This window comes from uncultured Sunxiuqinia sp. (assembly GCF_947495665.1).
GTDB lineage: Bacteria > Bacteroidota > Bacteroidia > Bacteroidales > Prolixibacteraceae > Sunxiuqinia > Sunxiuqinia rutila.
The window spans coordinates 421,162-446,534 of record NZ_CANLZV010000001.1 but is presented as its reverse complement, the minus strand read 5'-3'; the positions used below and the strand labels follow the sequence as shown (position 1 = coordinate 446,534).

Here is a 25,373-nt window from a genome sequence, read left to right as displayed (position 1 = left end):
GTGAGTTAAAACATCCAAAGAATCGGTTTTGTTTACTTGACCAATGCAATCCGGAATCTTGTCGCCAATTCCTTGAAACAAAAAAGTGCCTCCCAACTAATGGAAGACACTTTTTGAATAGTATACTAAATTGAAGGCTATGCGTTTCGTTCGCGGCTTTGCCAGGTATAACCGGTTATCGTTTTTCGGTTGGGTAGAGCCAAGCTCAGCAACAAGGCCAATAATACACTGGCTGCCATGCCTACCAGACCGTAAAGCAAAAACGAAAGATCCGAGTGATTTTTCACCAGCGTCAGTACAATCAGGCCACCAACAACACCTCCCAGTGCGGCATGGCCCGAAATTCGTGGAAAGAAAACACCCATCACAAACAAGGCGCCAAGGCCTCCGGTCAGCAAGCCCAGGAACGTGTTAAACTGATCCCAAAGCGAAGCAATGTTCCAGGTGGCCAGCATCAAGGCCATCATTATTCCAAGCACGCCCACAATAATGCCGGACCAGCGGGCAACAGACATACTACGCCCCAGGGTAACCTTTTTAGCAAGCACCTTGTAAAAATCTGACGTGATTACCGCTGACACCGAGTTGATGTTGGACGACAAGGTTGACATTGCCGCGGCAAAGATGGCCGCAATCAGCAGTCCGGCAACACCAGCCGGCATTTGGGCCACAATGAACTGCGGAAACACCGAATCGATGTTGGGATTAACCACGGCCATCCGTTCAGGATTTGAAGTATAATAGGCATACAACCCGGTTCCTAAAAGGAAGAAAATGATGCTTACCGGTATGCTCAAAAAACCATTCAGCCAAATGCTTCGTCCGGTCGCTTTTTCATCTTTGGTTGTCATGTATCGCTGCACAACACTCTGGTCGCTGGTGTAGGAAATTAAGGTGTTTGCCAACCCGCCAATCAGCACCACCCAGAACACTGGCTGTGTAAAATCGAACCGAAAATCGAAGGTGTGAAACTTATGATGCGCGGCAGAAATGTCTAAAAATCCGCCCAAACCGCCTTCAACCCCGGCCAACATAAAGGACAGCGCGATAAAGGCACCACCAACCAAAATGAATCCTTGAATAACATCGCCCCAAACAACGGCTTCGATACCACCACTGGTACAGTAAATGATGGTTACCACGCCCATAACAATGATGGCCAGGTAGATATTAAATCCGGTTACAGCATTCAGGGCCAATGAAGGCAGAAACAGCACAATGGCAATCCGGCTCACCATGAAAAAGACAAACAAAGCCGAAGCCAGCCAGCGCACTGACCGGTTAAACCGAGCTTCCAGGTATTGGTAAGCGGTATCAAAATTAAACCTTCGGAAAAAAGGCAAAAAGTAACGGATAACAACCGGTGCAATAACAATGATGGCCATGTTAAACATGAACATCCGCCAGTCGGTAGCATACGATTTAGCCGGAATGGCAATAAAGGTAATCGCGCTTAGCGTTGTGGCGAAAATACTGATACCGGCAGCCCACCAGGGAATACGTCCTCCGGCTTTGAAAAAATCATCGGTACTGCTTTCGCGTTTCATGAAGAAGAAGCCCAAAAGCAGCATGCCAATAAAATATACCCCCAACACCAAATAGTTGAGCCAGCCAAAAACCGGCTTCACCGTTATCCGGAATTCCTGCAACATGGGCGTGCGGGTGGCGGGTTTAATTTCGCCACCGGGAACAACCAGCGAGCCGTTCCACCAAACCGAAGCGCTAACTGCCACAGGCGTTCCTTCCCAGCTTCCTGCGTCAAACCACACATCGGTCACCGTATTATAAATCAATATTTTTGTATTGAATCCGGGATGATTGATCCATAGTGAATCCCGTTCAGCCTGAGCCTGAGCATCGCCGTTCTGCATCCGGTTAATTGCTGCTTCTACCTGGTTGAATGTAGCGCCGGAGTCGCCTCCAACCACAACCACATGCGAAGCACCAACCGGGCTTGCTGCAGCTACGGCCAAGGACATCGCCTGTCCATCGGAAAGCCGGATATCTCTTTGTTGTTTCCAAACTCCTGCAGAAGGACGGAAACGGAATACGCCGGAGTAAAAAGTTGTTGTGCTGGCCCCGGCTGCTTTGGCACGGCCACCAAAAACAAAAACGCTCACCTCTTCCCCATCCATCTGGGCAACAGCTGATGCGCCCGCCACCGGCATTGGGAAAGCGGCTAAAGTTTGCCAACCGGCAGACAAGTTCGCGATATCCAGTTTCAAAAACTGGTCGGTAGCACCTGTCGCACTTTGCCCTCCAACAACATAAACTGCATTTCCGATAACTGTTGCCGCCGGATTTTTAACAGCAACCGGCAGTTCTGGAAATTGCTTTAATTCAAGCTGATTATTTACCCAGCTGATTAAAACCACTTGTTTGCTTAAGCCTGCAGGCGTTTGACCGCCCAGGCACAAAAGCCCCTCGGACAGCGAAACCGAAGCTCCTTCGGCAATGCCTTCCGGAAGTTGCCCATTCTGCACCAGCTCAACGGCACCATCCGTCCCGCGCTCAAACACAAGAACGGCATCAGAAAAATGCTTTTGTCCGCCTTCCCAGGGTTTGCCATCCGGAAAAGCAGAGCCGCCGGCCACAAGCAGCGCGTTGTTATGCACGCCTGCAAAAGCACCTGCCACCCCTTCCTGACCGGCAATTTGTTTGACATCACCCAATATGTTTTGGGTGCTTTGCTCAATGTGATTAATTTCTTCTTCGGCCAGCAGCTCTCCGCTCCACAGCCCCAACAGAACAAGAAAGGCCATCGTCACCTTTCTTGTTAAGCTGAATGCTGACCTGGCCATTTGTTGATTTCGTTTTTGATTTTGTCTCATTAGTTTAATTTTTCCAATGTTTGCCATACCTGATAAAGTCCGCGCGGTACATGGAAGCATCCCTTCCACTTGCCACCTTTCAGCGGCAGCAATACTTCGCCACGACGGTTCAGGTACCCAAACCATTCATCATGCTCCGGATCGGCAAAATGCGACCAGGTATAATCGTGTACTTTTTCAAACCACTGCAGGCATTCTTCGTTGCCTGTGTGTTTATAGGCTTTAATCAGGCTGATGAGCGTTTCAATATGCACCCACCACAATTTCTGATCCCACTCCAGTTGCTGAGGTGGATTGCCTTTAAAATCGAGGAAATAGAAAATGCCGCCAAACTCCTTATCCCAGCCAAACTTCAGGGTGTCAAGCATAATTTTCACGGCCTTTTGCATCAGGGCCTCATCGTTGCGGCGTTCTGCCAAATCCATGATAAACCACATCGCTTCAATGGTGTGTCCGGGGTTTAACAGCCGGCCTTCAAACGAATCGGAAAAGCTGCCATCGGGTTTCACATTTTCCAGAATCAGTCCGGAATCAGGCTGATAGAAAACATCCATCACCTCGTGAATCGCCTCATCAATGGTTTGATTCACCAGTTCTTCAGGAAGAAGATGCTCAATTTCCAGCGACAGGTTACACAAAATCATAGGCAATGAAAAGCCTTTCAGCGGACGCGTGCCATCAACCAGCTTGTTGTATTGTCCTTTGGGGTTGTTCTGGCGCGCCAGAATATTGTCGAAGGTTTGTTTGGCAACCTCGGCGTACTTCTCGTTGCCGGTAGCCTGGTACAACTGGCCAAAAGCCATGGTTGCAAAACAGTCGGAGAAAATATTGTAAGGCTGCACCAGCGGCTTTCCTTCGCGTGTCAGCGAAAAATACCAGTTCAGCTCTCCATCATGTCCGTGCTCCAACAGGAAACGAGCGCCATGTTCGGCCATTTCCAGCCATTCCGCTTTTTTCTCAACCCGGTTGTACAAAGACGAAAACATCCACACCTCACGTGCCTGAAGCCAGACAAATTTATCGGTATCAAAAACTTTCCCGGTCCGATCCAGGCAAGTAAAATAACCACCAAACTCCTCGTCTTTCGAATTTTTCTCCCAAAAAGGAACCACCTTTTCCAGTAATTCCTTCTGATATTGTAATGCTAATTGTTTAAAATCCAAACTCATGATTTTTTGTTTTTATCCGAATTAAAGCTTATTCCTGACGGATGATTCCACGAATCACCTCGGCTGAACGCATGCCCGGACGAATTTCGCCTCCGGGAATAATAACCGACTCGTTCCACCAAAAGGCAGTGGTTGTTACCGGCGTCATTCCGGCCATATTTCCGGCCCGGCTCAACTTCCCGCTTCGGGTGTTGAAACAGAAAACAGCTGTGCAAAAGCCCTTATGGCTGGTCAAATGGTTTTCTTTCAGCTTCAGAAAATGGTCCTTTTCTTCGGGAGTATCAGCCAGAGCCACTGCGTTTATCAAACGCTCGGTTTGGTTAAAGGCTTCTCCCGTATCGCCACCAAACAACAGGATGGAGTCGCGACCATAAGCCAGGCCCGTACCTGCTGAAAGTCCAAACAGCGCTTCGCCTTCTAACTGAAGTTCACCGGCTTTTTGCCATTCATTTTTTGAAGGTACGTATTTCCAGATAGCGCTCAAAAACTTAGAGGTTGCTCCCGCTCTTCGGCGGCCACCCAAAATATAAAAGCAGGTTTCTGTCCCGTCGTGCTGACAGGCAGCTACCGCATGCGACAACCGTAACGGTAAGTCAGGCAACTTCTGCCAACCAGCCTCCGGAGCTTGCAAATTCAGCGAAAAGAAATGACTCGTTTCGCCTGTTACGCCCATACCTCCAGCCAGGTAAAGCGTTTTTCCGTGCGCCGCGGCTGCCGAGCTGGCCAAAGCCTCCGGCAACTTCGGATAATCTGTCATTTTCAGCTCATCCTCTTCAAATGAAAGGCAAAAAGCACGAGCGGTAGGGCCATCGCCAGTTTCTCCTCCTAAACTAACAATTCCTTTTTCAGTTGAAACACAAGCGCTGTAAGCCATTGGCTCCGGCAATTGCCAGTCGGCCTGCTCCCAACTAAATGCAGCGTTTGCCTTTTGCTTCATCATGAAAACAGTATCGTGATAAAGTTTTCGGCCTCCTTCCCAAGGCATCGCTCCTTCAAAATTTGAACCTCCCGCCAGCACCAATCGATTGTGGTGCACACCGGCGACAAGCCCTGCCAATCCATGCTGAAAAGCATTTTTATTGGTTACCGGAATTTCTTCCAGTTTTTCCCACTCTAGTTGCATATCGCTTAATCCTGCTTTTATAGTTTGAAACTGTAACCAGTTGATTTAAGGATGCTCGAAAAGCTTACACCTTAAATTTTTGAAAATAATGCCTCCATATCCAGCGCACGAACATCTGCCTGGAAGGCTTGGTAAGCTTCCGCTGTCATGTTTTTCACCGGTAAACGGAATTCACCACACTCCACGCCAACATAGCGCATGTAGGCTTTTCCGGTAGCAATACCTCCGTATTTACCGAGTAAGCGAATCATGTCGATGGATTGCTGCTGCAGCTTACGTGCTTCCACAAAATTGCCTTCATCGTAAGCTTTAATCAGTTGATGGTAAAGCGGTGCTGCATAGTTAAACGTACTTCCAACGCCTCCACGTGCTCCCAATACCAGTGCCGACAACAGGTTTTCATCGCGTCCCCATAGCATGTCGTATTTTCCATCCTGGAAACTCAAACAGCTTAGGAAATCCATGAAATCTTCGTGCGTGTATTTGATACCAGCCAGATTAGGAATCATTGTACTGGCTTCCTGCAAAAACTCATACATCGACACGTTGCATCCCGTTAACACCGGAATGTGATAGAAGTAAACCGGCAATTGAGGTACAGCCTCAGCAATTTTAGCACAGAACTCAGCCAATTGCTTTCCGGTGGCTGGTTTAAAGTAGAAAGGTGCCAAAATAGCAATGGCGTCAACACCCAGTTCGGCTGAAGCTTTTGCGCTTTCAATACATTCCTTATAAGAAGTTCCACCTACCAGGTTAATCACCTTCAAGGCTTTGTGTTCCTTATTTAAAGCGGTCCAGGCAGCTGTAAGCTTCAGCTTCTCGTCTTGAGAAAGCGAAACACCTTCGCCTGTTGAGCCATTGATAAAAGCTCCTACCACACCATTTTTCTGCAAAAAATTGTAATATGCAGGCAGCTGCTCCAGCTTAATCTCTCCATTGGCATGCATTGGTGTAAATGGTGCCGCAATCAATCCTTCAATTTTATTAATCATTGTATTCATAGTATTATTCCTCATTCCATTAATGGTGATTGTATTTAAATAAATTCTCGTATTATTTCAGACCAAAGTTGGTATCCTTCCCCTTTCAGGTGAAGACCATCATTCGTATAAATTGGATTCATATAGTCATTGCTGTCACTCTTAAATTCTGAAAATAAATCGATAAAGCTGCATGAAGTTTTCGTACACCAACCTTTAAGCTGCTGGTTGATCCAGAGAATCTCGTTTGTTTTGGAACAATGGCCTGAAAATTTTTCAAATTCAGGGTTTACAGGCAAAAGGCTTTGGATATAAACCCGGGTTTTAGGCGAATCGGATTGAATTTGCTCAGCAATTTTGCAAATATTGCTAAAAACAGCTTCTTTCGATAGTCCACGGGCAAGATCATTTATACCAATTAAAACAAACACCTTTGCCGGCTTCGATTCTGTCACTTCCGATAAACGGAACAAAACGCCTTCGGTGACATCGCCACTAATGCCTCGGTTTTTAATTCTCTTATTTTGAAAAATTTCGCTCCACTCACCCCCATCAGTAATGCTGTTCCCCAGAAATATAATTTCATTTTTCGTATTGGGTAGTTTCTCAAAAAGGGTTCTCCGCTGTTCATAGTAAGTCGATTGAAACGATTTTTTTCCCTCCTGTGCCCTTACCACAGGCAAACAGCAAACGAGTATCAGCGCAGTAACTATCAACTTTAAGTTTACCATATTACTTCCTTTTAAATATCCCAATCCGAACATTCGAGTTGAAATGTTGAAGCAGGCAAGCCTTCTTCATTAATTAAGTTTCCTCGGGAGTAAGGTTTCCAGGCATAACGCACCTGATGCACCTTTAAATGATCTACCCGAATAAGAATCGTATTTCCCTTTAGTTTGCCCTCGGTTGAAATGAAGATTCCATCAGCTCCGGCAACTTCAAGCTCACGGACAGGCTTTTCATCTGCTGTTGTAAGCGTTGTAGCTGATTCAAACTGTATGGTCAGCCAATCGCCTTTTTGCTGAAAACCGATTGGTTTGGGTCCGTTGCAAACCATTTCCTGTCCGTAATTCCGGTTTAGCGCCAACCGGGCAAAACGCTCACCCACTTCCTGCTTTCGCACAGGATGTACATCCAACGAATCACCAAGATCGCTGGTTACAACCATTCCGGCATGAGGAATCTCATCGGCCAACTGGCGTTGTGCCTCCCGGAAGTGCGGCCATGAAGGACGGCTAAGGCTGGACAGCTGGGCAAAATAAAAAGGCATGTTTGCTTGTTGAAAACTCGTTCGCCAGGATTCAACCAAGGCCGGAAAAGCACGCTGATAATGCTCCACATTATGTGCATTCGATTCGCCCTGATACCACAAGGTACCTGCCAATGGCAAGCCGGTGAGTTGTTGCAAGCCGGCTTCATAAATATAAGCGGGTTCATACGGGTGCCGTTGCAAATTATTCGTCGCCAGTGCCAGGTTTTTTGCTCCCCGCATCCGGCACCAGTCCATCAAAAAGTCATTCTTTTTCCAGTTATAAAGAACATCTACCAAATAGGGATCGGACTCCAGCGTGAACCGATCGATAAAAGATTCAACAGGTGCTCCTCCAACACTCAGTTGGATAAGCCCAACAGGAACATCAAGCGCTTCCTGCAACTGTCTTCCAAAGTAATAAGCGATGGCCGAAAATCCGGCAGCAGTCGAGGCAGAGCAGGTTTGCCAATTTCCCTCAAAGTAATCAAGGTCGTTCACTCTTTCCAGTGTTTCTAAATCCCATTCCGAATTATTGGGGCGCGCGATGCCCTCCAAATTAAAGAGTCGGATACGATCGTGGTCGGCCTGCTGAAGAGCTGCTTTTCCGTTTTTCGAATCCTGCAGTTTGAATTCCATATTCGATTGTCCGGCACACAACCAAAGCTCTCCAACCAGAATATCCTCCAGCACGATCGAATCAACACGTTCTGTATAAACAGCCAAACGGTAAGGACCACCCGCTGGAACCGGATCGAAAACCAGTTGCCAGTTGCCGGCATTGTCAACCACCGCTTCGCGCACTTGTCCGGCCAACCGGGCCATAACCTTTTCATGGCGATTGGCTTTTCCCCATACCGCTATTTCCCGCTTCTGCTGAAACACCATTTGATCCATCAAAACCGGAGCCAGCCTTAAGCCTCCAAAATCACCGGTTAGATGCTGATAAACGGTTTTGGCCAAAATTGCAGCCCCCTTGGCGTTTGGATGAAGCGCATCAGGAAACAAATCGGGATGCGGATAAAGCGCTTGGTGCAAGTCAATCAGCCCCACCTCCATGGTTTCGGCAAGCTGTTCTATTTGAGCTTGAATTTGCCAAAACCATTCGTGGGTTCCGGATTTAAATCGTGGATGCGGATGAAAAATCGGTGTCATCCGGCAAATCCAAATTTGTACGTTGGGCGAACCCGATTCACGAAAATCCTGAATCAGCTGCCGGTAATCGTTCAAAAACTCATCGCGGTAGTTGGGCCAGTTTCGCGGGTCCGTGTCATTCAATCCCAAATGAATAATAACAACATCGGGTTGATAGGCCAAGGCATTCTGATAAGCATCCGTTTGAACGTAAGGCCGATGACCTTTGCTTAATAAGGTAGAACCGCTCACTCCAAAATTTCCAACCTGATAATCATCGCCAAGCAAGCCTTGTAACTGAGCCGGATAAGACTCTTCTTTCGGATTCTCCAACTTATACCCTTCAGTAACTGAGTCGCCAATGCAAGCTACTTTGGCTGGTTGCGCTGCAAGCCAGAAAGGTGCTATAATCAGCACCAACAAAGCCATTATGCTATTCTGTAGTTTCATAAATAACTGCTTCTATAAGCTACTGAAGCTTCGTATCCGTTGAAAATTTCAGTCCTTCCACTTCACAAACACCTTCTGCATCCCGGTGTACCGGAACAAAAGTGAACATCCTTTTCCAGGTATCCTTTTTCACCGGTATTTTCAGCAGCACTTCATTCCATCCTTTTTTCAGATTGATGGATTGCGGGTCTCTGAAAAAATAATTTTCATCGGTGAAAGGAATTTCTTCCGTGTTGCTTGCCAGTCCGGGTTTATTCCATTTGGGTGCGGCAATCAGTTCTCCATTCAGCCATGCTTTCGGATGGGTATTGTGCCATTCCCCGTCTTCTGGAAATGGTCCTCCTCTGCGACCACCGGAGCGCGACCAGTCGTGAAAACCAATCCAGGCACCAACCGTTTGCTCTTTGGGTGACCAAATTTGAGTGTAGGCATAATAGGTTCCTTCTTCTTTGGGAAGATAAGACGGGTAACCGAAGAAGTGACTCAGGTGAATCGTTCCACCAATAAAGGGCCCTTGCCAGGAATAATTGACCGTATCAATCCGGTAAGTATCCTGCAGTTTTTCTTCAACCAGAAACTTCGCATCCACATCGCCTTGATTGGCTATCGGTCCTAAAACCTTCCATTCAATATTCGCTTGTTTTACATAAGGAAACGGTTTTCCGGCAAAATATTGATCGCGGTGCTGAATCATCCGGTCCTCAAAAGCACTGAATTCCTTAAACAGCTCGCTCCCTTTTTCCGGCAGCTTAGCCAGGTACTTTTCGCCAATTTCTTTTTTCTGTCCGGTCCACGACGTTTCACTGTAAGTCAGTATTGAAGGATAAACCGGATTTTGTATTAAAATGTCGTATTCGTCGTTCACATTGTTGTCGTTCCAGCAACACAAAATACCCCCCATTCGCAGCGAATCGCCATGGGCTGCTCCGTTAATGCGCTCGAAATAGAGTTGCGAAATACCCGCCAACGGATCCAGATGGTTCACGTAATTTAACCGGCAGTCAATGTAGCGATGTCCCGGTTTGGGATGGCCGCCTGACGACCAAAGTTGGGTGATGGAAACGGAATCGCCCTCAATTTTTTGTCCTGGTCGCCAAACAATCAATTCGCGCCCGTGGTGTTGGGTCACCCGCTCAAGAAGCGCTGGTAGCAACGTTGGCGAAGGTTCTTCATAACTGTGCCAAACCTCATCGGTTCCCAGGTGAATGTAGGGCATCACCTCTGCCGGAGCCAGGCTGCACAATTCGTCAACCAGGTCGATTAATACCGGCTGCACCCGCGGATCGTTCATGGCTTCAAATCCCATGGCTTTGCGGAATGCGGCACTGTGCCCGGGTATGTCAAATTCAGGAATCAGTGTAATATGCCGTTCCTGACAGTAAGCCTCCAATTCTTTAAAGTCGTCCTGGGTATAGTAGTTGCCTTTTTGGCGGGTCATGCTTTCTGCCGCGTTCAATTGCGGATAAATTTTGCTTTCCAATCGCCAACCCGGATTTTCGGTAACATGAAAATGAAAAACGTTAAACTTATACGCCGCCAGCACATCAATTTGCTCTTTGAGCATTTCCATGCTCTGGAAGTTTCGGCCCACATCCTGCATGAAGCCACGAATACGAAAAGCCGGCCAATCAACAATATTGCAACCTGCAATAAGCTGTTTGCCCTTGTTGGAGTAAGTCAGTTGACGCACTGTTTGAAGCCCCCGGTAAAGTCCTTGTTCGGTTACAGCTTCCAAAACAGCTGAGTCAGCTGTAATTTTTAAACGGTAAGCTTCTTCGATATTTCGAGGTACGCCCGGCAACTCATTCACCAAGCGCTGAATCAGCGGCTCGTCATTTTCTACCTGGAAAACCTCGTCGTTCCAACTCAGCTCCTGTGGTTGTGGAATTAAGGCAGGGCGAGCAGAATCTGCTCCCTGCCGGGTGCAATTCCACAGGCCTGCTACCAACAGTAGCAGGCCAATCATTCTAATTCTTTTCAACAGACAATTTCGATAAGCCATTGTCGTGCTATTATTTGGTCAGGTCTCCCAGTAACTCAGCTACCGGAATTTTCTGGAAATAAAGGTTTTTTACGCCTTCGTATAAAATGCCAATGGTTTTGTCATCAATCATGGTCATGCACGAATAGCCATAACCGCCCGCTTCGTTCAGTTCCAACTGGTATTTTTCAGGCCAGGTCATGCCCTCATCCAAACTGGTTTTGATGGTCATATTGGTCCGTTGATTCTTGTTATTGGGGTTTGAAAAGAACAATACCCGTTGTTTCTTCCCATTCACGTTCAGATCAGCTGAAATGATGCTGGCCATACAATTCGATTCCGGCAAGGCAGAATTAGAAGTGGCATGAGCTGTCCATGTTTTTCCCAAGTCCGACGTTGTCGCAACTGCGCGTCCGTTGGTATCGCTTTTGTCTTTTCGGTTACGGTCATCACGCATGTTCAGCATCAGGCTTCCATCCGTTAGCTGCACTACCTGCGCCTCGGTGGTGTTTGATTTGGCACCGGTTCCAATATGCCAGCTTTGGCCGCCATCCTGGCTGTATACAATGGTCGAGTGGCAGGAATACTGACCGCCATCAAGGGCTTTTTCGCCAATGTCGGCCTTGAATTGAGCCGGGAATACCAGCGTACCATCTTCCAGCGTGATTCCTCTTCCGGGTCCTTGCAACAACAATTGCCAAGCCGGGTCTTTAATTTGTTCGGTAACATTGATCGGCTCTGACCAGGTCAGACCATCATCCGTACTTTTGGTCAAAACAAACTGGCCGGTCACTTCCGGACTCATGCCCGGTTTTGAAGCCCACCAAAGCATATCTTTCTCTGTTGCTCCGCTCATCCATAGTCCGGCAACCCAAAGCGTTCCGGTAGTATGATCATATAAAACACTGGGGTCACCAATTCCGTTGAGTCGTTCTGAACGTCCGCCCCACTCACCCATGTCCATGATTACACGCATGGGTTCCCAGCTTTGGCCACCATCCGTGCTGCGGCTCATGCCAACATCAATATTTTCCTGTAAGTCTTTGCTGTTGTTGTAACGGATGTCATAAACAGCAATTAATGTTCCTTCGTTGGTGGTCACCAATCCCGGAATTCGGTAAGTATCTGCCTGGTCTTGTCCTGCTGCACGCAGTTCTTTTGCCAGACGATAGGTGTGTGATGCAGTTGGTTGTACTTCCACTGTTTGGCCATTGCCAAACTGAAGTTCAACCCGTTGAATTTCTATTTCGGCCAATAAATCAGCCTCTTCTTTCACTTCTAAATTGAGGTTGAATGTTTGTTCTTCCTGGTTAAGTACAATTGATCCTTTTAACTCCGTCTTTTTGCCTGGTTTTTCAGTACGGGCAAATACACGATTATCTTCGCCGGTTTTAGTCGCAACAGCAACAGCGGCCAAGGATTTAACTTGTTTTTTTGAATCAAAGTAAACCGTAAGTCCTGTCAACTCCAGCGAGGCCTCTTGCTGTTTGTTTTTGACAACCACTTGAACTGCCTGAGCATTATCCTGACCGACAAACAGAGGAACCGATTTTTGAATCAATTCAACCGATATTGAATTGGATTCCTCAGCAGATACTTCGTAAGCTGAAGTTTTACAATAAGTAAAAAAAAGGCCTGCAACCAGTAAAAAAATCAATTGTTTCATTTCGTAAATTTTAAGTATTCCTGATGGATTAAGAGTAGAAACAGGAGAAGACAAAACTGCCCCCTCCTGTCTACTTGTAAAACTATAAAACTCTAATAAACCATCTATGAAAAGTTTCGATTAATAGCCCTCCGTTTGAGTTAATTCAGAATCGTTGGCTAACATACTTTCTGAAATCGAATAGTAAATTTTATAGGCCTCTGATGCATCTAGTGATTCTACCTCATCAAAGACATAGCTACCACCAGCGCGAACCAAATCCCACCAACGTTTACCTTCACCAACAAACTCTTTATAACGCTCATCCAAAATGGCTTTTGTATTTTGCTCTTTGGAACCATTTGTAAACTCGTTTCCAGCAAAATTTTCACCGTAAGCTCTTGCGCGCACGGCATTAATTTCTGCAGAAGGATCCTCGTTCAGGTTGTTTTTAGCTTCAGCAAGCAGAAGCAACACATCGGCATAGCGATACAAAGGCACATTGTTGAAACTCAAGCGAGATCCGTCTTCACCAATAATTCCCAGAAATTTGTTCAATACAGCTCCCTGGTAATTGGGGTCATTAGCCTGATAAGGAATGTGCAGCGCACTATCGCTGTAGAATCGAATAAACGTATTGCGTCGCTGATCCAAGGTATCATCCAGTAAGAGAAGAGTTTTATCTGACGCACCATAACGACTCAACCCGTTCACGACAAATTCGCTCATTGGGTTTGCCTTATCATCATACAAACCAGCTACATCATTCTGTCTAGTAGTAAACAGGTTTCCATAGAAGTTACCTGCCTGATCCTGTTGATAATCAATACTGAAAATAAACTCATTATTCTCTTCATTATTTTGCCCCCACAACTCACTATATTTTACAAGATTGAAACCAGCGATTTGAGAAAGCGCTTCCTTGGCTTCGGTAAAGTCAGCAGTTCCGCCTCCTAAAACATTTCCTGACCACAAGTAAGCGTCACCTTTCAGTGCCAAGGTCGCTGCTTTTGACCAGTAGACGCTGCGTTCGTTCCAAAGACTGTTGTCGTTGCCAAAATATTCCAACGATTTGGCAATGTCTGCTTTAACTTGTTGCATCACTTCTTCTTTGGGTGAACGCGGCTTTTTAAGCTCTTCCAAGTTCACTTCCAACAGCGGCTCAGTGTTGATTGGCACATCACCCCAGGCTTTCAGCATCGTGTAATAAATCTGCGCACGAATACCGTAAACCTGCCCCAACATGTGATTTTTCTCCGCTTCATCATCAAATTCAACACTGGGTGCATTTTTAATAAAATCATTGACATAGTGCAACAATCCATAAAAATTGGACCAGTTCGAGAAAAACACAAGCGTAGAGCTGATATTATTGGCAATTAAGTCAATATCATTCGGAGAGTTGGCAAAGGTATTTCCGCCCCAAACATCAGAACGAACTTCGCCCATTTGCCATTGTGTAAACGTATAGTTTCGGTAACTGGCATAAATACCAGTGTGTGCAGCCCTTACGGCTTCTTCTGACTCCCAGAAGCCATTGTAGGTTAATTCACTCTCAGGCTTCAGTTCCAGATCACAGGCGCTAAACAGCGCTGTGACTAGAAATAGTATGGTATATAATTTTATTTTCATTGTAGAATCGGGTTAAAAGGTTGCGTTTAATCCAAAAGTTATTGTCCGTGGTAAAGGGAAACGACCATAGTCAATTCCATCTCCTGATTCTTCCGGAGAACTTCCTGAGAATCCATTGAAATAAGCCAGGTTAGACCCGGTTACATAAAGGCGAAGGTTTTGAAAAACGTTTCTCAGCAACTCCTGGTTGAAATCGTAACTTAGAGTAACTTCGCGTAAAGCCAGGTAATCTCCCTTTTCCCACATTCTGGAGCTACTGCTGCTCATTGATCCTTGGTCTCCACCAGCAGCCAAGTGGTTCCGCTGACGGTCAACCAAAGTAAAGATTGGAATGTTGGAAGTTGGATTTTCTGTCGTCCATGAATCACGGATTTCCAGTGGCCCGTTTTGGTTACCCTGTGTTTGAGCAATCCCTTTTACCCGACGTCCGTTGATGATGTAGTGTCCAACAGCAAAGTCAGTTTTCACAAACAAGCTGAAGTTTTTATAACTAAAATCAGAGGTTAAACCACCTGTAAACTTCGGCGTTCTCCGACCGATAACAACACGGTCCAGGTTGTTGATTACGTTGTCACCATTCAAGTCTTTCCAACGGGTATCCCCCAGAAAACGCGTATCTTTTTGAGTTGCAAACTCAACAACTCGACCGGCATGCTCGTCAATATCTGCCTGTGTTTGGTATACACCATCAAAAACAAAAGCTGTAATCAAATCATAGCCCACACGTTCGCCTTCCTGCAAACCACCAACGTATTTTGACTCCCCTGTTTTCGGGTCATAAATCTCAGTTCCGTCCTGACGGTTTTTATCCACCCCGTTTTCAGGTAACTGATGTGCAAAATTACGTACTCGATAGTATGTTAATCCTAGGTTCCAGTTGAAATCATTGGTTTTAACAACATCTGCATTTACCTGCAATTCAAGCCCTTTATTTCGAAGTGTTCCATTATTAGTAGTAATACCCGAGAAACCAGTCCACAAGGGTAAAGTCAGGTTGGCCAATTTGTCTTCCACGTCGCGAATAAAGTAGTCTCCAATGATGGTTACGCGATTTTCAAACAAGCCTAAATCCAAACCAATGTTAAAGGTTGTTGAACGTTCCCATTTTAGATCAAGTAATGGCAACTGGGTATTCCGATAACCCGCTTGCGTATCATAAACCGAGGATAAATCATAAATTCCAAATACGCCAAAGTTACTGAGGATTTCAATGTTTCCGTTTACACCATAACTTAAGCGAGGCTTTACTTTTGAGACAAAACGCTTTACTTCAGAACGACTGAAGAAATCTTCATTATGAATGTTCCATCCGACAGAAACCCCCGGGAAGAAACCATATTTGTTATTTCCCAAACGAGAGGTTCCATCGTAACGGAAGGTGAACCCGAACAGGTATTTGTAATCAAAATCGTAATTTACCTGTCCAAACAAAGAAGCGATTTTATACCCTGTATGACGCGAGGAGGGAATACCATTGGCTTCAGCTCCTACGTTCATCGTGTAAATTAAATCAGTAGGAGAAAGGCGAGTTCCTGCACTAAACTCAAAATATTTCTCTTCGAAATATTCCGCTCCAACCAACGCACTAATGTTATGGTTATCCTGAATGGTTTTCTTATAATTTAGCAAAGCTGTTAACTGATTCCGCAATGTTCTACGATGAGAAGCAGAGGCCGCGCGCTCAGTATTCAAACTACCTGAGCTTAAATAAGCCTTATTGAATGACTCATTGGAATTGTTGATGGCAAAGTGGCTACCGCGTGCCGTCAAAGTAAAGTCATTCAAAAACTTGTAATCCAACTGAACAGAACCGGTCAAACGCTGCTCCAGGTTGTAACGAATAAATTTGTCCTGATAATAAAGTGGGTTACCAAAACCTAAATACGTTCCGGGCTGGTAATCATCCGACAAGCTTCCATCCGGATTGTTGTTGTAAATACGTGAAGTAGGCGCTAAACCAGCTGTCCGTTGAAAGAGGTTATACTCGCTGTCAAACGGCAGGTTCTGGTTGGAGTGTGCATAAATAAAGTTCGAAGAAACTTTAAGGGCCTCGCTCAACTTGTAAGACGCATTGAAGGTACCTGAATAACGCTTAAAGGCTGATCCGAATACCAATCCTTTGTCATCCATGAAACCAAGTCCCAGGTAATAAGTTCCTTTATCATTACCTCCGTCAAACGACAAACTGTAATCCTGCGCATGGCTGTTTTGGTAAAACAGCTCATTCATTTTGTTTTCCTGGAAAATCAAAGTCGTTCCCGGATTCACAGGATCTTCAATAGTTTGCCATCCTTCATAATCCAGCAAATAACGATTGTCATCCGACAATACCATGGTGGTATAAATCGAATTGGTGGTGTTGTTTCCAGTTGCGGCAGCATGTGCGCCGGTTAAGAATACATCCAACCAATTATACCCCATTACATCTTGAGCTGCACGAACAGCCAAACGGTTAAATTTCACATAGTCGGCAGCACCCAAATATTTCATCGGATCTTCACGACGCTCGTTGCTGGTGAATTTTGCCCGGAAATTAATACTTGATTTACCGGCTTTTCCTTTTTTGGTGGTAATTAAAATTACTCCATTGGCTGCACGAGCCCCATAAATAGCAGTAGAAGCCGCATCTTTCAACACCTCCATGGATTCAATATCATCCGAGTTCAGTGCATAAAAAGATCCCGGTACACCATCGACAAGCACTAAGGGAGTCCCAGATCCCGAAAAGCTGGTTCCACCACGAACCACCAAGCTTGGTGTTGATCCCGGCTGACCGGTCGTTTGTGTTACCTTCAAACCGGCAATGGTACCTTGCAGGGCTGTTGCCGCATTTGAGCGAGGTGCACTTTCCAGTACTTTCGTATCAAGTTTTGCAATTGAAGTTGTCATTTCCGCACGAGACTGAGTAGAATACCCTGTCACAACAACTTCGTTCAAGGCGGTGGTTTCTGTTGCCATCACCACATTAATTACGTCTAACCCAGTAATGCTAATGATCTGTCTTTCGAAACCAATCATTGAAAACTGAAGTTTGTCAGATTCCTCTGGTACTTCCAACAAGTAATTTCCATCAAAATCACTCACTGTACCAATTGTCGTTCCCGGAACCAGGATAGTTGCGCCAGGTAATGGTTCACCTGTGGCTTCCTCCGTAATCGTACCGGAAATGCTACGCTGGGCAAAAGTAAAGCTACTTGCCAGCACCAATGCCATCAACAAGCAAATTGAGAGCATTTTTTCTTTCATCTTTCCCATTAGTTTTAGTTTTTCGTTTTGAATATTTCGCATTATGTAGGACATAATGCGAAACAAATATAAAGATTACTTTTTTTATTCCAAATATTTTTGGAAATTTGTTGACTTATGTTATACATTGACTAAAACGCTAGCTATGAGCACTGATGATAAAACCTTACTAGGCACTGTAGATACACGAAGTCTGGTGGATAAAGTGGAGATGAATTTGATTGAATTCTTCATCAAGAAGAAGTTGCAACCGGGCGATATCATCCCTAAAGAAATGGAGTTGGCCTCAACGATGGGAGTCAGCCGAACTGTAATCCGGGAGTCGCTTAACCGACTGAAGACCATGGGCATGATCGAATCCAAAAAGCATAAAGGAACGATTATTAAAAGCCCCAGCATTACAACGATTCTGCAAAAATCAATGATTCCACACATTCTGGATATCAGTACGCTTAAAAACGCCTTTGAAATGCGTTTGATTATGGAGGTTGGCATTGCCGACTTTGTGTTTCAACGCAAAACAGAGAATGATATTAAGGAGTTAGAAGAGATTGTAGACCAGGAACCCGAACAAAGTAGAGATATTATGTTCGATGTCGACCATGAGATCCGTTTTCATGGTAAACTTTATGAAATGACCCGGAACGAATCACTAATCACCTTTCAATCCATTCTTTATCCGGTCTTTCGGTATGTCTATGACAGTGGCTTGATTGATAAACCAACTGATAATGTTCAGTATGTTTCTCACAAAGGCTTGGTGAAAGTTCTTAAAGAGGGTACTGCAGATGAATTTCGCAGTGCCATGCGCGAACACCTGGAAAACCACTTTCAACGCATTCTCAAAGTCGAGCAGGAACTGGAAGAACAACACAGAGCTGAAAAGGAGTAATTACTACTTCAAACAAGGTATTTTAAGAATTAACAAAAAAAGTCCCGAAGACTTATTGCCTTCGGGACTTTTTTATTGCTTAAGGATTCGTAATCAACTTCTTCCGATTCTCAACTTCGCTAAAAATACTTCCGTTTACCAACTAAATGGTGTAAATACAACACCGGTTTCAATCCAGTCGGCACTGGCACCCCGCCGGGTTTTTAGTCCCAACTGAAGTTTCACATGCTTTGTCCAGTCAAAACGCAAAGCAGGCCGCAAAAACAAAGGATCTTTTCCTTTATCATCCGAAAGGTACGTTCCTGCTTCCAGCAAAATAGCCAACCGCCAGAAGTGAAAAGCAGCACCAGCATGAATTCCCCATAAATTCTGATCTTTTGACTCCGGGTATTTCGGTTTCAGGCTTTCATCTCTAAAATAATCCAGCCCAGCTAAAAATGAAATCATGGTGTTGTACCGATATTCATAATCCAACACCAAAGAATAAGCCGGGTAGCGATTAACCCCCACAATACCATCTTCGGCATAGTTTTGTACCGTCCCCATGGCTGCATAAAATGAAAGGTTATTCGCATCAATCCGCTCATTGGGTTGTTTGCTGGTTCTTTTCCGGCGCGCATCAACCACCGTTGTCGGATAAAGCCCGGGATCAACTTGCTTTTGCAACCGATTGTAATGATAACGCAGCCCAAGATTCAGACCCAGCATGTTCAGCCCCCAATTCGGAACAAAGGTTCTTCCATTGGAAAAGTGACTGAGGTCGAGCCCATAGGTTAAATCAAGTTCGCGGGTAAGTTGATAAGAAAAACCAGCATGCAAATTGAAATACACCGCAATGCGCGATCCAATGGCGTCGTTGAGCGGGTTGGTTGCTTCGTTGTAAGGATTCAGGTTATAGGTTAATCCAAGTGAAGGGCTTATTTCGAATACATTACGCCGATGCGGTTTACCGGTTTGAAAGGTCATCCAACCAAACACGGCATTTGGGTTTCCAAAAATATCTGCATTCCCAATATTTCCGCTGTAAAACCCAACACCATAACTTGGCTGCCCATATTTAGCTGACCAAATTGTGTCATTTTCCGACTGCCATCCCAAACGCAGTTCGCCGGAACCGTAACCGTTTTCAAGGAACTGATCCAAGGTTTCACCACCATACAAATGCGATCCACTATGCCCTCTAATTTCTATGGTTCTGAATTTATTGGACTGTGCCTTCAACACTCCCGTACTCAAAAACAAAAGTGCGAACAGCATCCAAACTCCCTTACTCAAACTCAACCTCATTAATCCCTCCTTATTATCAATCAATTGCTCCCTCGTTTAATTTATTCGATCAGATTCTTCCTACGGAAAAAATAACGAACAAGTTTAACAGGCTCATTACTTTTCCCGTTCAGCAAGAATTAAGTTTTTATTCAGCCTTGATCATGAAGGTTGCAGGTTTCAATCCTTTACCTTTCACTTTCAGTGAAATTTCGCCGGTTTGATCTTTCAACGACTGCAGCGTTACCACCAGCTTTCCGCTAAAAGTTTTCATGGTTGGCAGATTAAATAGCTCCAGCGAAGTGGCATCGCCGTTGCAAACTGCCCGGAACTCCCCTGCTCCACTCACACTAAAGTTCAGCTGATTCGTGGCATTCGGACAAGGATTGCCGTTTCGGTCAACAACGGTTACCGTCACATAGCTCAGGTCTTTTCCATCGGCGTCAATCACCGTCCGGTCAGCTTCCAGCTCCAGGTGATGCGGTTTTCCAGCCGTATGAATCTCCTTTTCAGCAACCGGATTACCAGCCTTGTCAAAAGCAACTACCTTCACGGTTCCGGGTTCATAACGAACATCCATCCACATCAGCCGGTAACGGTGCTGGTTACTTTCCCGGCTTTTGTGCTGAATGCCCTGGCTCACCCCGTTGACAAACAGTTCTGCACTGTCGTAGTTGGTGTAAACAAACACAGGTGTTACTTCGCCTTCGCGGCCTTCCCAGTTCCAATGAGGAAGAATATGCAGGGTTTCATCCTTTGTGTTCCACCGACTACGGTATAAATAATAGCGATCTTTAGGAAGTCCGGCCAAATCACAAATTCCAAAATAGGAACTGCGTGAAGGCCACATTTCGTCATAAGGAGTTGGCTCGCCCAGGTAATCAAATCCGGTCCAGACAAACTCGCCAATCACCCAAGGCTTGTCGTCCTGCAGTACAAAATCATCATCCGGAACATTGGACCAGCTACAGGCTTCCAAATCATACGAAGAACACTGAAGATCATCGTAGGTTTTATTTTTGGCTTGTACTACCGGAAATTTGTAAATGCCCCGCGAGCTAACGGTTGATGCCGTTTCCGATCCAAGAATTAATCCTTGCGGAAAACGCTCATAAGCTTCTTCATACAGGTGTACCCGGTAGTTCAGTCCCGGAATATCCATCACCGCTCCAAAGCCACTTTTCATCGTGGCATTTACCTGATCCATACCCACAGTAACCGGTCGGGTCGGGTCTTCGCGGTGAAAAATATCCTGCAACCACCGGGCTCTTTTCACGCCCACGCTGCCATGTTGATCCGGCACTTCGTTACCCGAACTCCACATCACAATACTTGGGTGATTGCGGGTCGCATGTACCAGATTGATCACATCCTTTTCAGCCCACTCGTCAAAAAAGCGGTTGTAGCCATTCTGTACCTTGGGCTTAGCCCATTCGTCAAAGCTCTCGGCCAAAAACAAAAAGCCCATCTCATCACAAAGCTCCAGTTGTTCCATTGATGGCATGTTGTGCGAAGAACGGATGGCATTGCAGCCCATATCTTTCAAAATCGTTAACTGGCGACGCAAGGCAGCCGTATTCACGGCAGCTCCCAATGGCCCCAGATCGTGATGCAGACACACGCCTTTAAACTTGGTTGACTCTCCATTCAGCAAAAAGCCATGTTCAGCCGTATAGCTGATTTCACGCACGCCGAAGCGAATCGTTTCTACATCTTTTAGTTCATCACCTTTATAAAGCTTGAGTTCGGCATGGTACAAATTCGGGTGCTCCGGCCCCCATAATTGCGGAGACGAAATCCCCAGGTTCAATTCAATTTCATCGCCAAACTGCTGCGAAGATGAATTGGAGGCAATTACCTTACCTGCTGCATCTTTAATCTGCGCTTCAACCCGAACGTCCTTTCCATTCACCCGCGATTGAATCCGTACCTTAGCCTGATCGTCAGAAATAAACGGAGTAGTAATAAAAGTTCCCCAGTGCTTAAAGCTCACCTGATCCTTAACAATCAACTGGACCTTCCGATATAAGCCGGCTCCGGGATACCAGCGCGAAGCAAACGGACGGTTTTCCAACCGAACAGCTACCAGGTTCTCTCCTTCCTTCTTCAAATATTTCGTGATATCAAAATAGAAGTAGCTGTACCCGTATGGGCGCTCACCTACTTTCTGACCATTGACATACACCTGAGCTTCGCTCATGGCACCATCAAAAACCAACAAAGCCTTTTTATCCGAAGTTAAATCAGGCACAGTAAATGTTTTTCGGTACCAGCCCACACCAATATGTGGCAACGCACCAGTTCTTCCGGTCTTTTCGGTAGCCACCTTTTCATTGTTTTGGGTAATCAAAACAGTTTGCTTATCCACCTCCGGATCAAACGGGCCGTAAATCGCCCAGTCATGCGGAACCGATACGGTTTGCCATCCCTCGGTTGACAAGCCCGGACGTTCAGCTCCGGAAACATCTTCCCGAATAAATTGCCAGTCATCCTCCAGCAAATTAACTTGCCGGACGGGATCGTCAGCCGCACAAAACACAAGCCAGCAGGCGAGTCCAAGGATCAAATGATTTATCAGTTTCATATTTCTTTTTTTTGAATCAGCTAATATAAAACGGAAACAGGAGCTATTCAAAAAATGAGCTCCTGTTTCTATCTTTAGTTATTTACATTTAAAGAGCGGGCTGAACCGTAAATTTAAATGAATAATCTTTTACCTCCACCTCGTACTGGGGCAATACACCCGGGCCACAGGTTGCGGTTCCAACACCGGTTTGTTCGGCATCCAAGTGAATGGTCACCTTCCCGGTGCGGTACAATTCGTTTACATGTTTGGCCTTTTCAATGACCTCATCGGCATAAGGACGAACACTAAACTGGAACAGTTTCTCCGAGTCAAAAGCCAAACCTTTTCCGGCTTTGTTTGTCAGGTTCATCCAACGCGTATCGGTCCGGTTACCAGTAGCCTGCGGAACCACATAATAGTGGAACATACGCTCGGCAGTTGTTTGGTAAATACCAATGCGTCCCGACTGCTTTCGGTCAGCTTGTGTTTCATGGTCGCCACGCCCCAGGTAATTCACCTGGTTGTAGCTGTCCTGCATTTCAAAAGTCAGTCCAACGCGGGCAAAGGTTTTCACCAGGGTATCCACCGGAGTCAGTTGTGTTTCGATGCTCAGTTTCCCAGCTTTATCCAAGGAATAAACAAACGTTACATCACCCACTTTTTGCTCTTTGGCATTGGTCAATTCAACAACGGCTGTTCCTCCTTTCGAGTTCGTTTTTACCGAACGGGCTGTTTGCTTCAACTGATTTAAGCCAGCCGCTTTCCATAAGCGTGCACTTTTCCAATCCCGGTTGTCATTCTCCGTAATCGGACGATACAGGCTTAAAACAACGGGCGATGCCAGCATTTCGTCGCCATTCACCGTGTATGATTTTAAGGCACCGGTTTCCTCATCAATTTGAATAGCCACTTTTGCTCCGCTTTTCACAGTGCTCTTCTTTTTGAATGACTGTTCAGCGATTACAAATTGATCGTAAGCCACCTCTGGCAATTCGTCGCTCCAGCTTGGTTGCTCATTGGGTGTCCAGCTTAAGTCCAGGTAAGCCTCACCAATCTGTTTTGGAAGCTTCACTTTTCCCAAAGTAACTGTAACCAGTTCCTGAGGAGCAGCCTCAATCACCTGGCTTCCCGTTTCAATAAGTTGTCCATTATCACCCGTAACTTTCCAGTTCAGCGTGTAGGCATTCAGGTTCGTAAAATCAAACCAGTTTTTAACCGAGATGGTCAGGTTATCCGGATCAACCAACGAACTTTTGATATTCTGATACACCTTCTTTACCTCATACAAATGCGGATGTGGCTCACGGGCTGCATTGATCAAACCATTGGCACAGAAGCTTCCGAAACTTGGAACATTTTCGGGACCATAGTCGCCACCATAAGACCAGTACCATTTGCCGTTTTCATCCACTTCGCGGAAGGTTTGATCCACCCAATCCCAGATGCAACCTCCTTGCGCCATTGGCTCGCTTTCGAACACATCCCAGTAGTCCTGCAAACCACCAACGCTGTTTCCCATGGCATGTACATACTCGCATAAAATAAACGGGCGGTAGATATCATCACGCGAAACGTATTTCTTAATGTCATCCACGCTGCGGTACATGCGGCAATAAATGTCGGTATTGTAGTTTTCCTCGGCACGTTCGTATTGAACCAAACGCGAAGAATCAGCAGCTTTTAGCCAGTCGTAAGTGCGCTCAAAATTGATTCCATTACCAGCTTCATTACCCAACGACCAAATGACAATGGCCGGATGGTTTTTAGACCGATGAAACATACGCTGAACACGATCCATGTGAGCAGGCAACCAGGTAGAATCCTTCGCCAAAGAAGCTGGTCCGTAGCCCATTCCGTGCGACTCAATATTGGCTTCATCAATCATGTAAAGACCGTATTGGTTACACAGTTCGTACCAGTACGGATGCGTTGGATAGTGCGAGTTACGTACCGTGTTAATGTTGTGCTGTTTCATCAACAGCACATCCTGCAACATCAGTTCCTTGCTCACCGTGCGTCCTTTTTGTGAGTGCTCATGACGGTTCACCCCTTTCACCAAAATCGGTTTCCCGTTCACACAAAATTGTCCGTTCTTAATTTCCGATGTACGGAAACCAATCTGGCGTCCTGTCAGGTGCTCGTCCCCTTTCGCAGTTTCCAGTTCCAACACCAATTGGTACAAGTAAGGATTTTCGGCACTCCAGGCATTCACCTTCGAAATCACTTGATCTTTCAACTGGTAATTTCCTTTTCCTTCGGAAAACTCGCCGGCAACTTTTCCGGAGAATACCGTTTTGTTTTGCTGATCCAACAACTGATATTTCAGAACCGGCTTGTCTTCTGAAACGCCTACAACCAACACATCCAGACCGAAAATACCATCCTGATAGTTCTCCTTCTCCAACGAAGCCGTTACGGTATAGTCTGCAATATGTGCTTTCGGCGTGCTGTACAAATACACATCCCGCTCAATGCCACTCAGGCGCCAGAAGTCCTGACACTCCAGGTACGATCCGGCACTCCAGCGGTAAACTTCAACAGCCAAAATATTGTCACCTTCCGTCAGGTAGTCAGTAATGTCCCATTCTGAAGGCGTTTTTGAACCTTGGTTGTAGCCAACCAGCTCGCCATTCACCCATACATAGTAAAAGGAAATTACCCCTTCCAAACACAGCACCACGCGGCGTCCATCCCAGTTTTCGGGCACGGTAAACGTCCGACGGTATGAACCAACTTCGTTCTCCGCGTAAGGCACCAAGGGAGGATTCTTCTTAAAATTGAACAGCTCGTGATCAAATTCATAACGCTCGTTCACATAAATGGCTGTACCATATCCCTGGCGCTCCCAGTTTCCGGGCACCTGAATGTCAGCCCATCCTCCGGTATAAAAATCAGGTTGGTAAAAATCTTTTGGCCGGTTATCCGGACTTTTCACCCAATGGAATTTCCAGGTTCCGTTCAAGCTTTGGTAGTAAGGCGATGTTTCATACTCGCCCGACAAAGCAGACTCTTTGTTTTGATAAGGCCACACGTAACTGTGTGGTGCCAATTTGTTGAGTCCAACAGCATACTGACTTTGCCACTCCGGCAATTCCTGCGCTGCTAGCGGGAACAAAGCCATTCCCAGCAAACATCCCAATAATAAAAAGCTTAGTTTCTTCATTCTTTATTCTCTGGTTAATAATTACAAATTCAATGGTTTTGATGAA

The 25,373-nt window shown here is 45.7% G+C and carries 14 protein-coding genes; 1 reads left to right on the top strand and 13 read right to left on the bottom strand.

Annotated elements, in window-relative coordinates:
* Positions 1-137 precede the first annotated feature (137 nt).
* From Q1A18_RS01990 to Q1A18_RS01945, 10 genes are all read right to left on the bottom strand, one after another.
* The gene (locus Q1A18_RS01990) at positions 138-2,831 is read right to left on the bottom strand and encodes a sodium/solute symporter (RefSeq protein ID WP_299576793.1); all 2,694 of its coding nucleotides are present in this window, start codon (positions 2,829-2,831) and stop codon (positions 138-140) included.
* Entirely contained in the window at positions 2,831-4,000 is a 1,170-nt protein-coding gene (locus tag Q1A18_RS01985; RefSeq protein WP_299576791.1) for an AGE family epimerase/isomerase, read from the bottom strand. Before Q1A18_RS01985 ends, Q1A18_RS01990 begins: the two co-directional genes overlap by 1 nt.
* Before the next feature lie 28 nt (positions 4,001-4,028).
* Positions 4,029-5,123: a hypothetical protein gene (locus Q1A18_RS01980; RefSeq protein WP_299576789.1), complete on the bottom strand. Its 1,095-nt coding sequence runs from the start codon at positions 5,121-5,123 to the stop codon at positions 4,029-4,031.
* Positions 5,124-5,194: 71 nt separating this feature from the next.
* Positions 5,195-6,115 carry a dihydrodipicolinate synthase family protein gene (locus tag Q1A18_RS01975; protein ID WP_299576787.1) on the bottom strand — a complete coding sequence of 307 codons (921 nt, stop codon included), beginning with the start codon at positions 6,113-6,115 and terminating at the stop codon, positions 5,195-5,197.
* A 44-nt stretch (positions 6,116-6,159) separates the two neighbouring features.
* Positions 6,160-6,834, bottom strand: coding sequence for a GDSL-type esterase/lipase family protein (locus Q1A18_RS01970; RefSeq protein WP_299576785.1), 675 nt, complete (start codon positions 6,832-6,834; stop codon positions 6,160-6,162).
* 11 nt (positions 6,835-6,845) lie between these two features.
* On the bottom strand, positions 6,846-8,936 hold the full coding sequence (locus Q1A18_RS01965) for a GDSL-type esterase/lipase family protein (protein ID WP_299576783.1): 2,091 nt from the start codon (positions 8,934-8,936) through the stop codon (positions 6,846-6,848).
* Positions 8,937-8,955: 19 nt separating this feature from the next.
* Positions 8,956-10,902: a family 20 glycosylhydrolase gene (locus Q1A18_RS01960; RefSeq protein ID WP_299576781.1), complete on the bottom strand. Its 1,947-nt coding sequence runs from the start codon at positions 10,900-10,902 to the stop codon at positions 8,956-8,958.
* A gap of 46 nt (positions 10,903-10,948) precedes the next feature.
* On the bottom strand, positions 10,949-12,583 hold the full coding sequence (locus Q1A18_RS01955) for a sialidase family protein (RefSeq protein ID WP_299576779.1): 1,635 nt from the start codon (positions 12,581-12,583) through the stop codon (positions 10,949-10,951).
* Positions 12,584-12,703: 120 nt separating this feature from the next.
* The gene (locus Q1A18_RS01950) at positions 12,704-14,194 is read right to left on the bottom strand and encodes a RagB/SusD family nutrient uptake outer membrane protein (RefSeq protein ID WP_299576777.1); all 1,491 of its coding nucleotides are present in this window, start codon (positions 14,192-14,194) and stop codon (positions 12,704-12,706) included.
* Between the two features lie 12 nt (positions 14,195-14,206).
* A complete protein-coding gene (locus Q1A18_RS01945; RefSeq protein WP_299576775.1) occupies positions 14,207-17,449 on the bottom strand; it encodes a TonB-dependent receptor in 3,243 nt (1,080 codons plus the stop codon).
* A 136-nt stretch (positions 17,450-17,585) separates the two neighbouring features.
* Here Q1A18_RS01945 and Q1A18_RS01940 point away from each other — a divergent pair, with 136 nt between their 5' ends.
* On the top strand, positions 17,586-18,332 hold the full coding sequence (locus tag Q1A18_RS01940) for a GntR family transcriptional regulator (RefSeq protein WP_299576773.1): 747 nt from the start codon (positions 17,586-17,588) through the stop codon (positions 18,330-18,332).
* 135 nt (positions 18,333-18,467) lie between these two features.
* On the opposite strand, the gene Q1A18_RS01935 is transcribed toward Q1A18_RS01940, so the two are convergent.
* The 3 genes from Q1A18_RS01935 to Q1A18_RS01925 all read right to left on the bottom strand — a co-directional run bounded on the left by Q1A18_RS01935 (position 18,468) and on the right by Q1A18_RS01925 (position 25,327).
* Positions 18,468-19,643: an acyloxyacyl hydrolase gene (locus Q1A18_RS01935; protein WP_299576771.1), complete on the bottom strand. Its 1,176-nt coding sequence runs from the start codon at positions 19,641-19,643 to the stop codon at positions 18,468-18,470.
* Positions 19,644-19,746: 103 nt separating this feature from the next.
* Complete coding sequence (galB, locus tag Q1A18_RS01930; protein WP_299576769.1) at positions 19,747-22,182, bottom strand: beta-galactosidase GalB; 2,436 nt, start codon at positions 22,180-22,182, stop codon at positions 19,747-19,749.
* Between the two features lie 88 nt (positions 22,183-22,270).
* Entirely contained in the window at positions 22,271-25,327 is a 3,057-nt protein-coding gene (locus tag Q1A18_RS01925; protein ID WP_299576767.1) for a glycoside hydrolase family 2 TIM barrel-domain containing protein, read from the bottom strand.
* Between the last annotated feature and the right edge of the window lie 46 nt (positions 25,328-25,373).

Excerpts from the sequence above, each read along its gene's own strand:
- Q1A18_RS01990 (WP_299576793.1), bottom strand. The coding sequence starts at position 2,831 with ATGAGACAAAATCAAAAACGAAATCAACAAATGGCCAGGTCAGCATTC.
- Q1A18_RS01985 (WP_299576791.1), bottom strand. The coding sequence starts at position 4,000 with ATGAGTTTGGATTTTAAACAATTAGCATTACAATATCAGAAGGAATTA.
- Q1A18_RS01980 (WP_299576789.1), bottom strand. The coding sequence starts at position 5,123 with ATGCAACTAGAGTGGGAAAAACTGGAAGAAATTCCGGTAACCAATAAA.
- Q1A18_RS01975 (WP_299576787.1), bottom strand. The coding sequence starts at position 6,115 with ATGATTAATAAAATTGAAGGATTGATTGCGGCACCATTTACACCAATG.
- Q1A18_RS01970 (WP_299576785.1), bottom strand. The coding sequence starts at position 6,834 with ATGGTAAACTTAAAGTTGATAGTTACTGCGCTGATACTCGTTTGCTGT.
- Q1A18_RS01965 (WP_299576783.1), bottom strand. The coding sequence starts at position 8,936 with ATGAAACTACAGAATAGCATAATGGCTTTGTTGGTGCTGATTATAGCA.
- Q1A18_RS01960 (WP_299576781.1), bottom strand. The coding sequence starts at position 10,902 with ATGATTGGCCTGCTACTGTTGGTAGCAGGCCTGTGGAATTGCACCCGG.
- Q1A18_RS01955 (WP_299576779.1), bottom strand. The coding sequence starts at position 12,583 with ATGAAACAATTGATTTTTTTACTGGTTGCAGGCCTTTTTTTTACTTAT.
- Q1A18_RS01950 (WP_299576777.1), bottom strand. The coding sequence starts at position 14,194 with ATGAAAATAAAATTATATACCATACTATTTCTAGTCACAGCGCTGTTT.
- Q1A18_RS01945 (WP_299576775.1), bottom strand. The coding sequence starts at position 17,449 with ATGGGAAAGATGAAAGAAAAAATGCTCTCAATTTGCTTGTTGATGGCA.
- Q1A18_RS01940 (WP_299576773.1), top strand. The coding sequence starts at position 17,586 with ATGAGCACTGATGATAAAACCTTACTAGGCACTGTAGATACACGAAGT.
- galB (WP_299576769.1), bottom strand. The coding sequence starts at position 22,182 with ATGAAACTGATAAATCATTTGATCCTTGGACTCGCCTGCTGGCTTGTG.
- Q1A18_RS01925 (WP_299576767.1), bottom strand. The coding sequence starts at position 25,327 with ATGAAGAAACTAAGCTTTTTATTATTGGGATGTTTGCTGGGAATGGCT.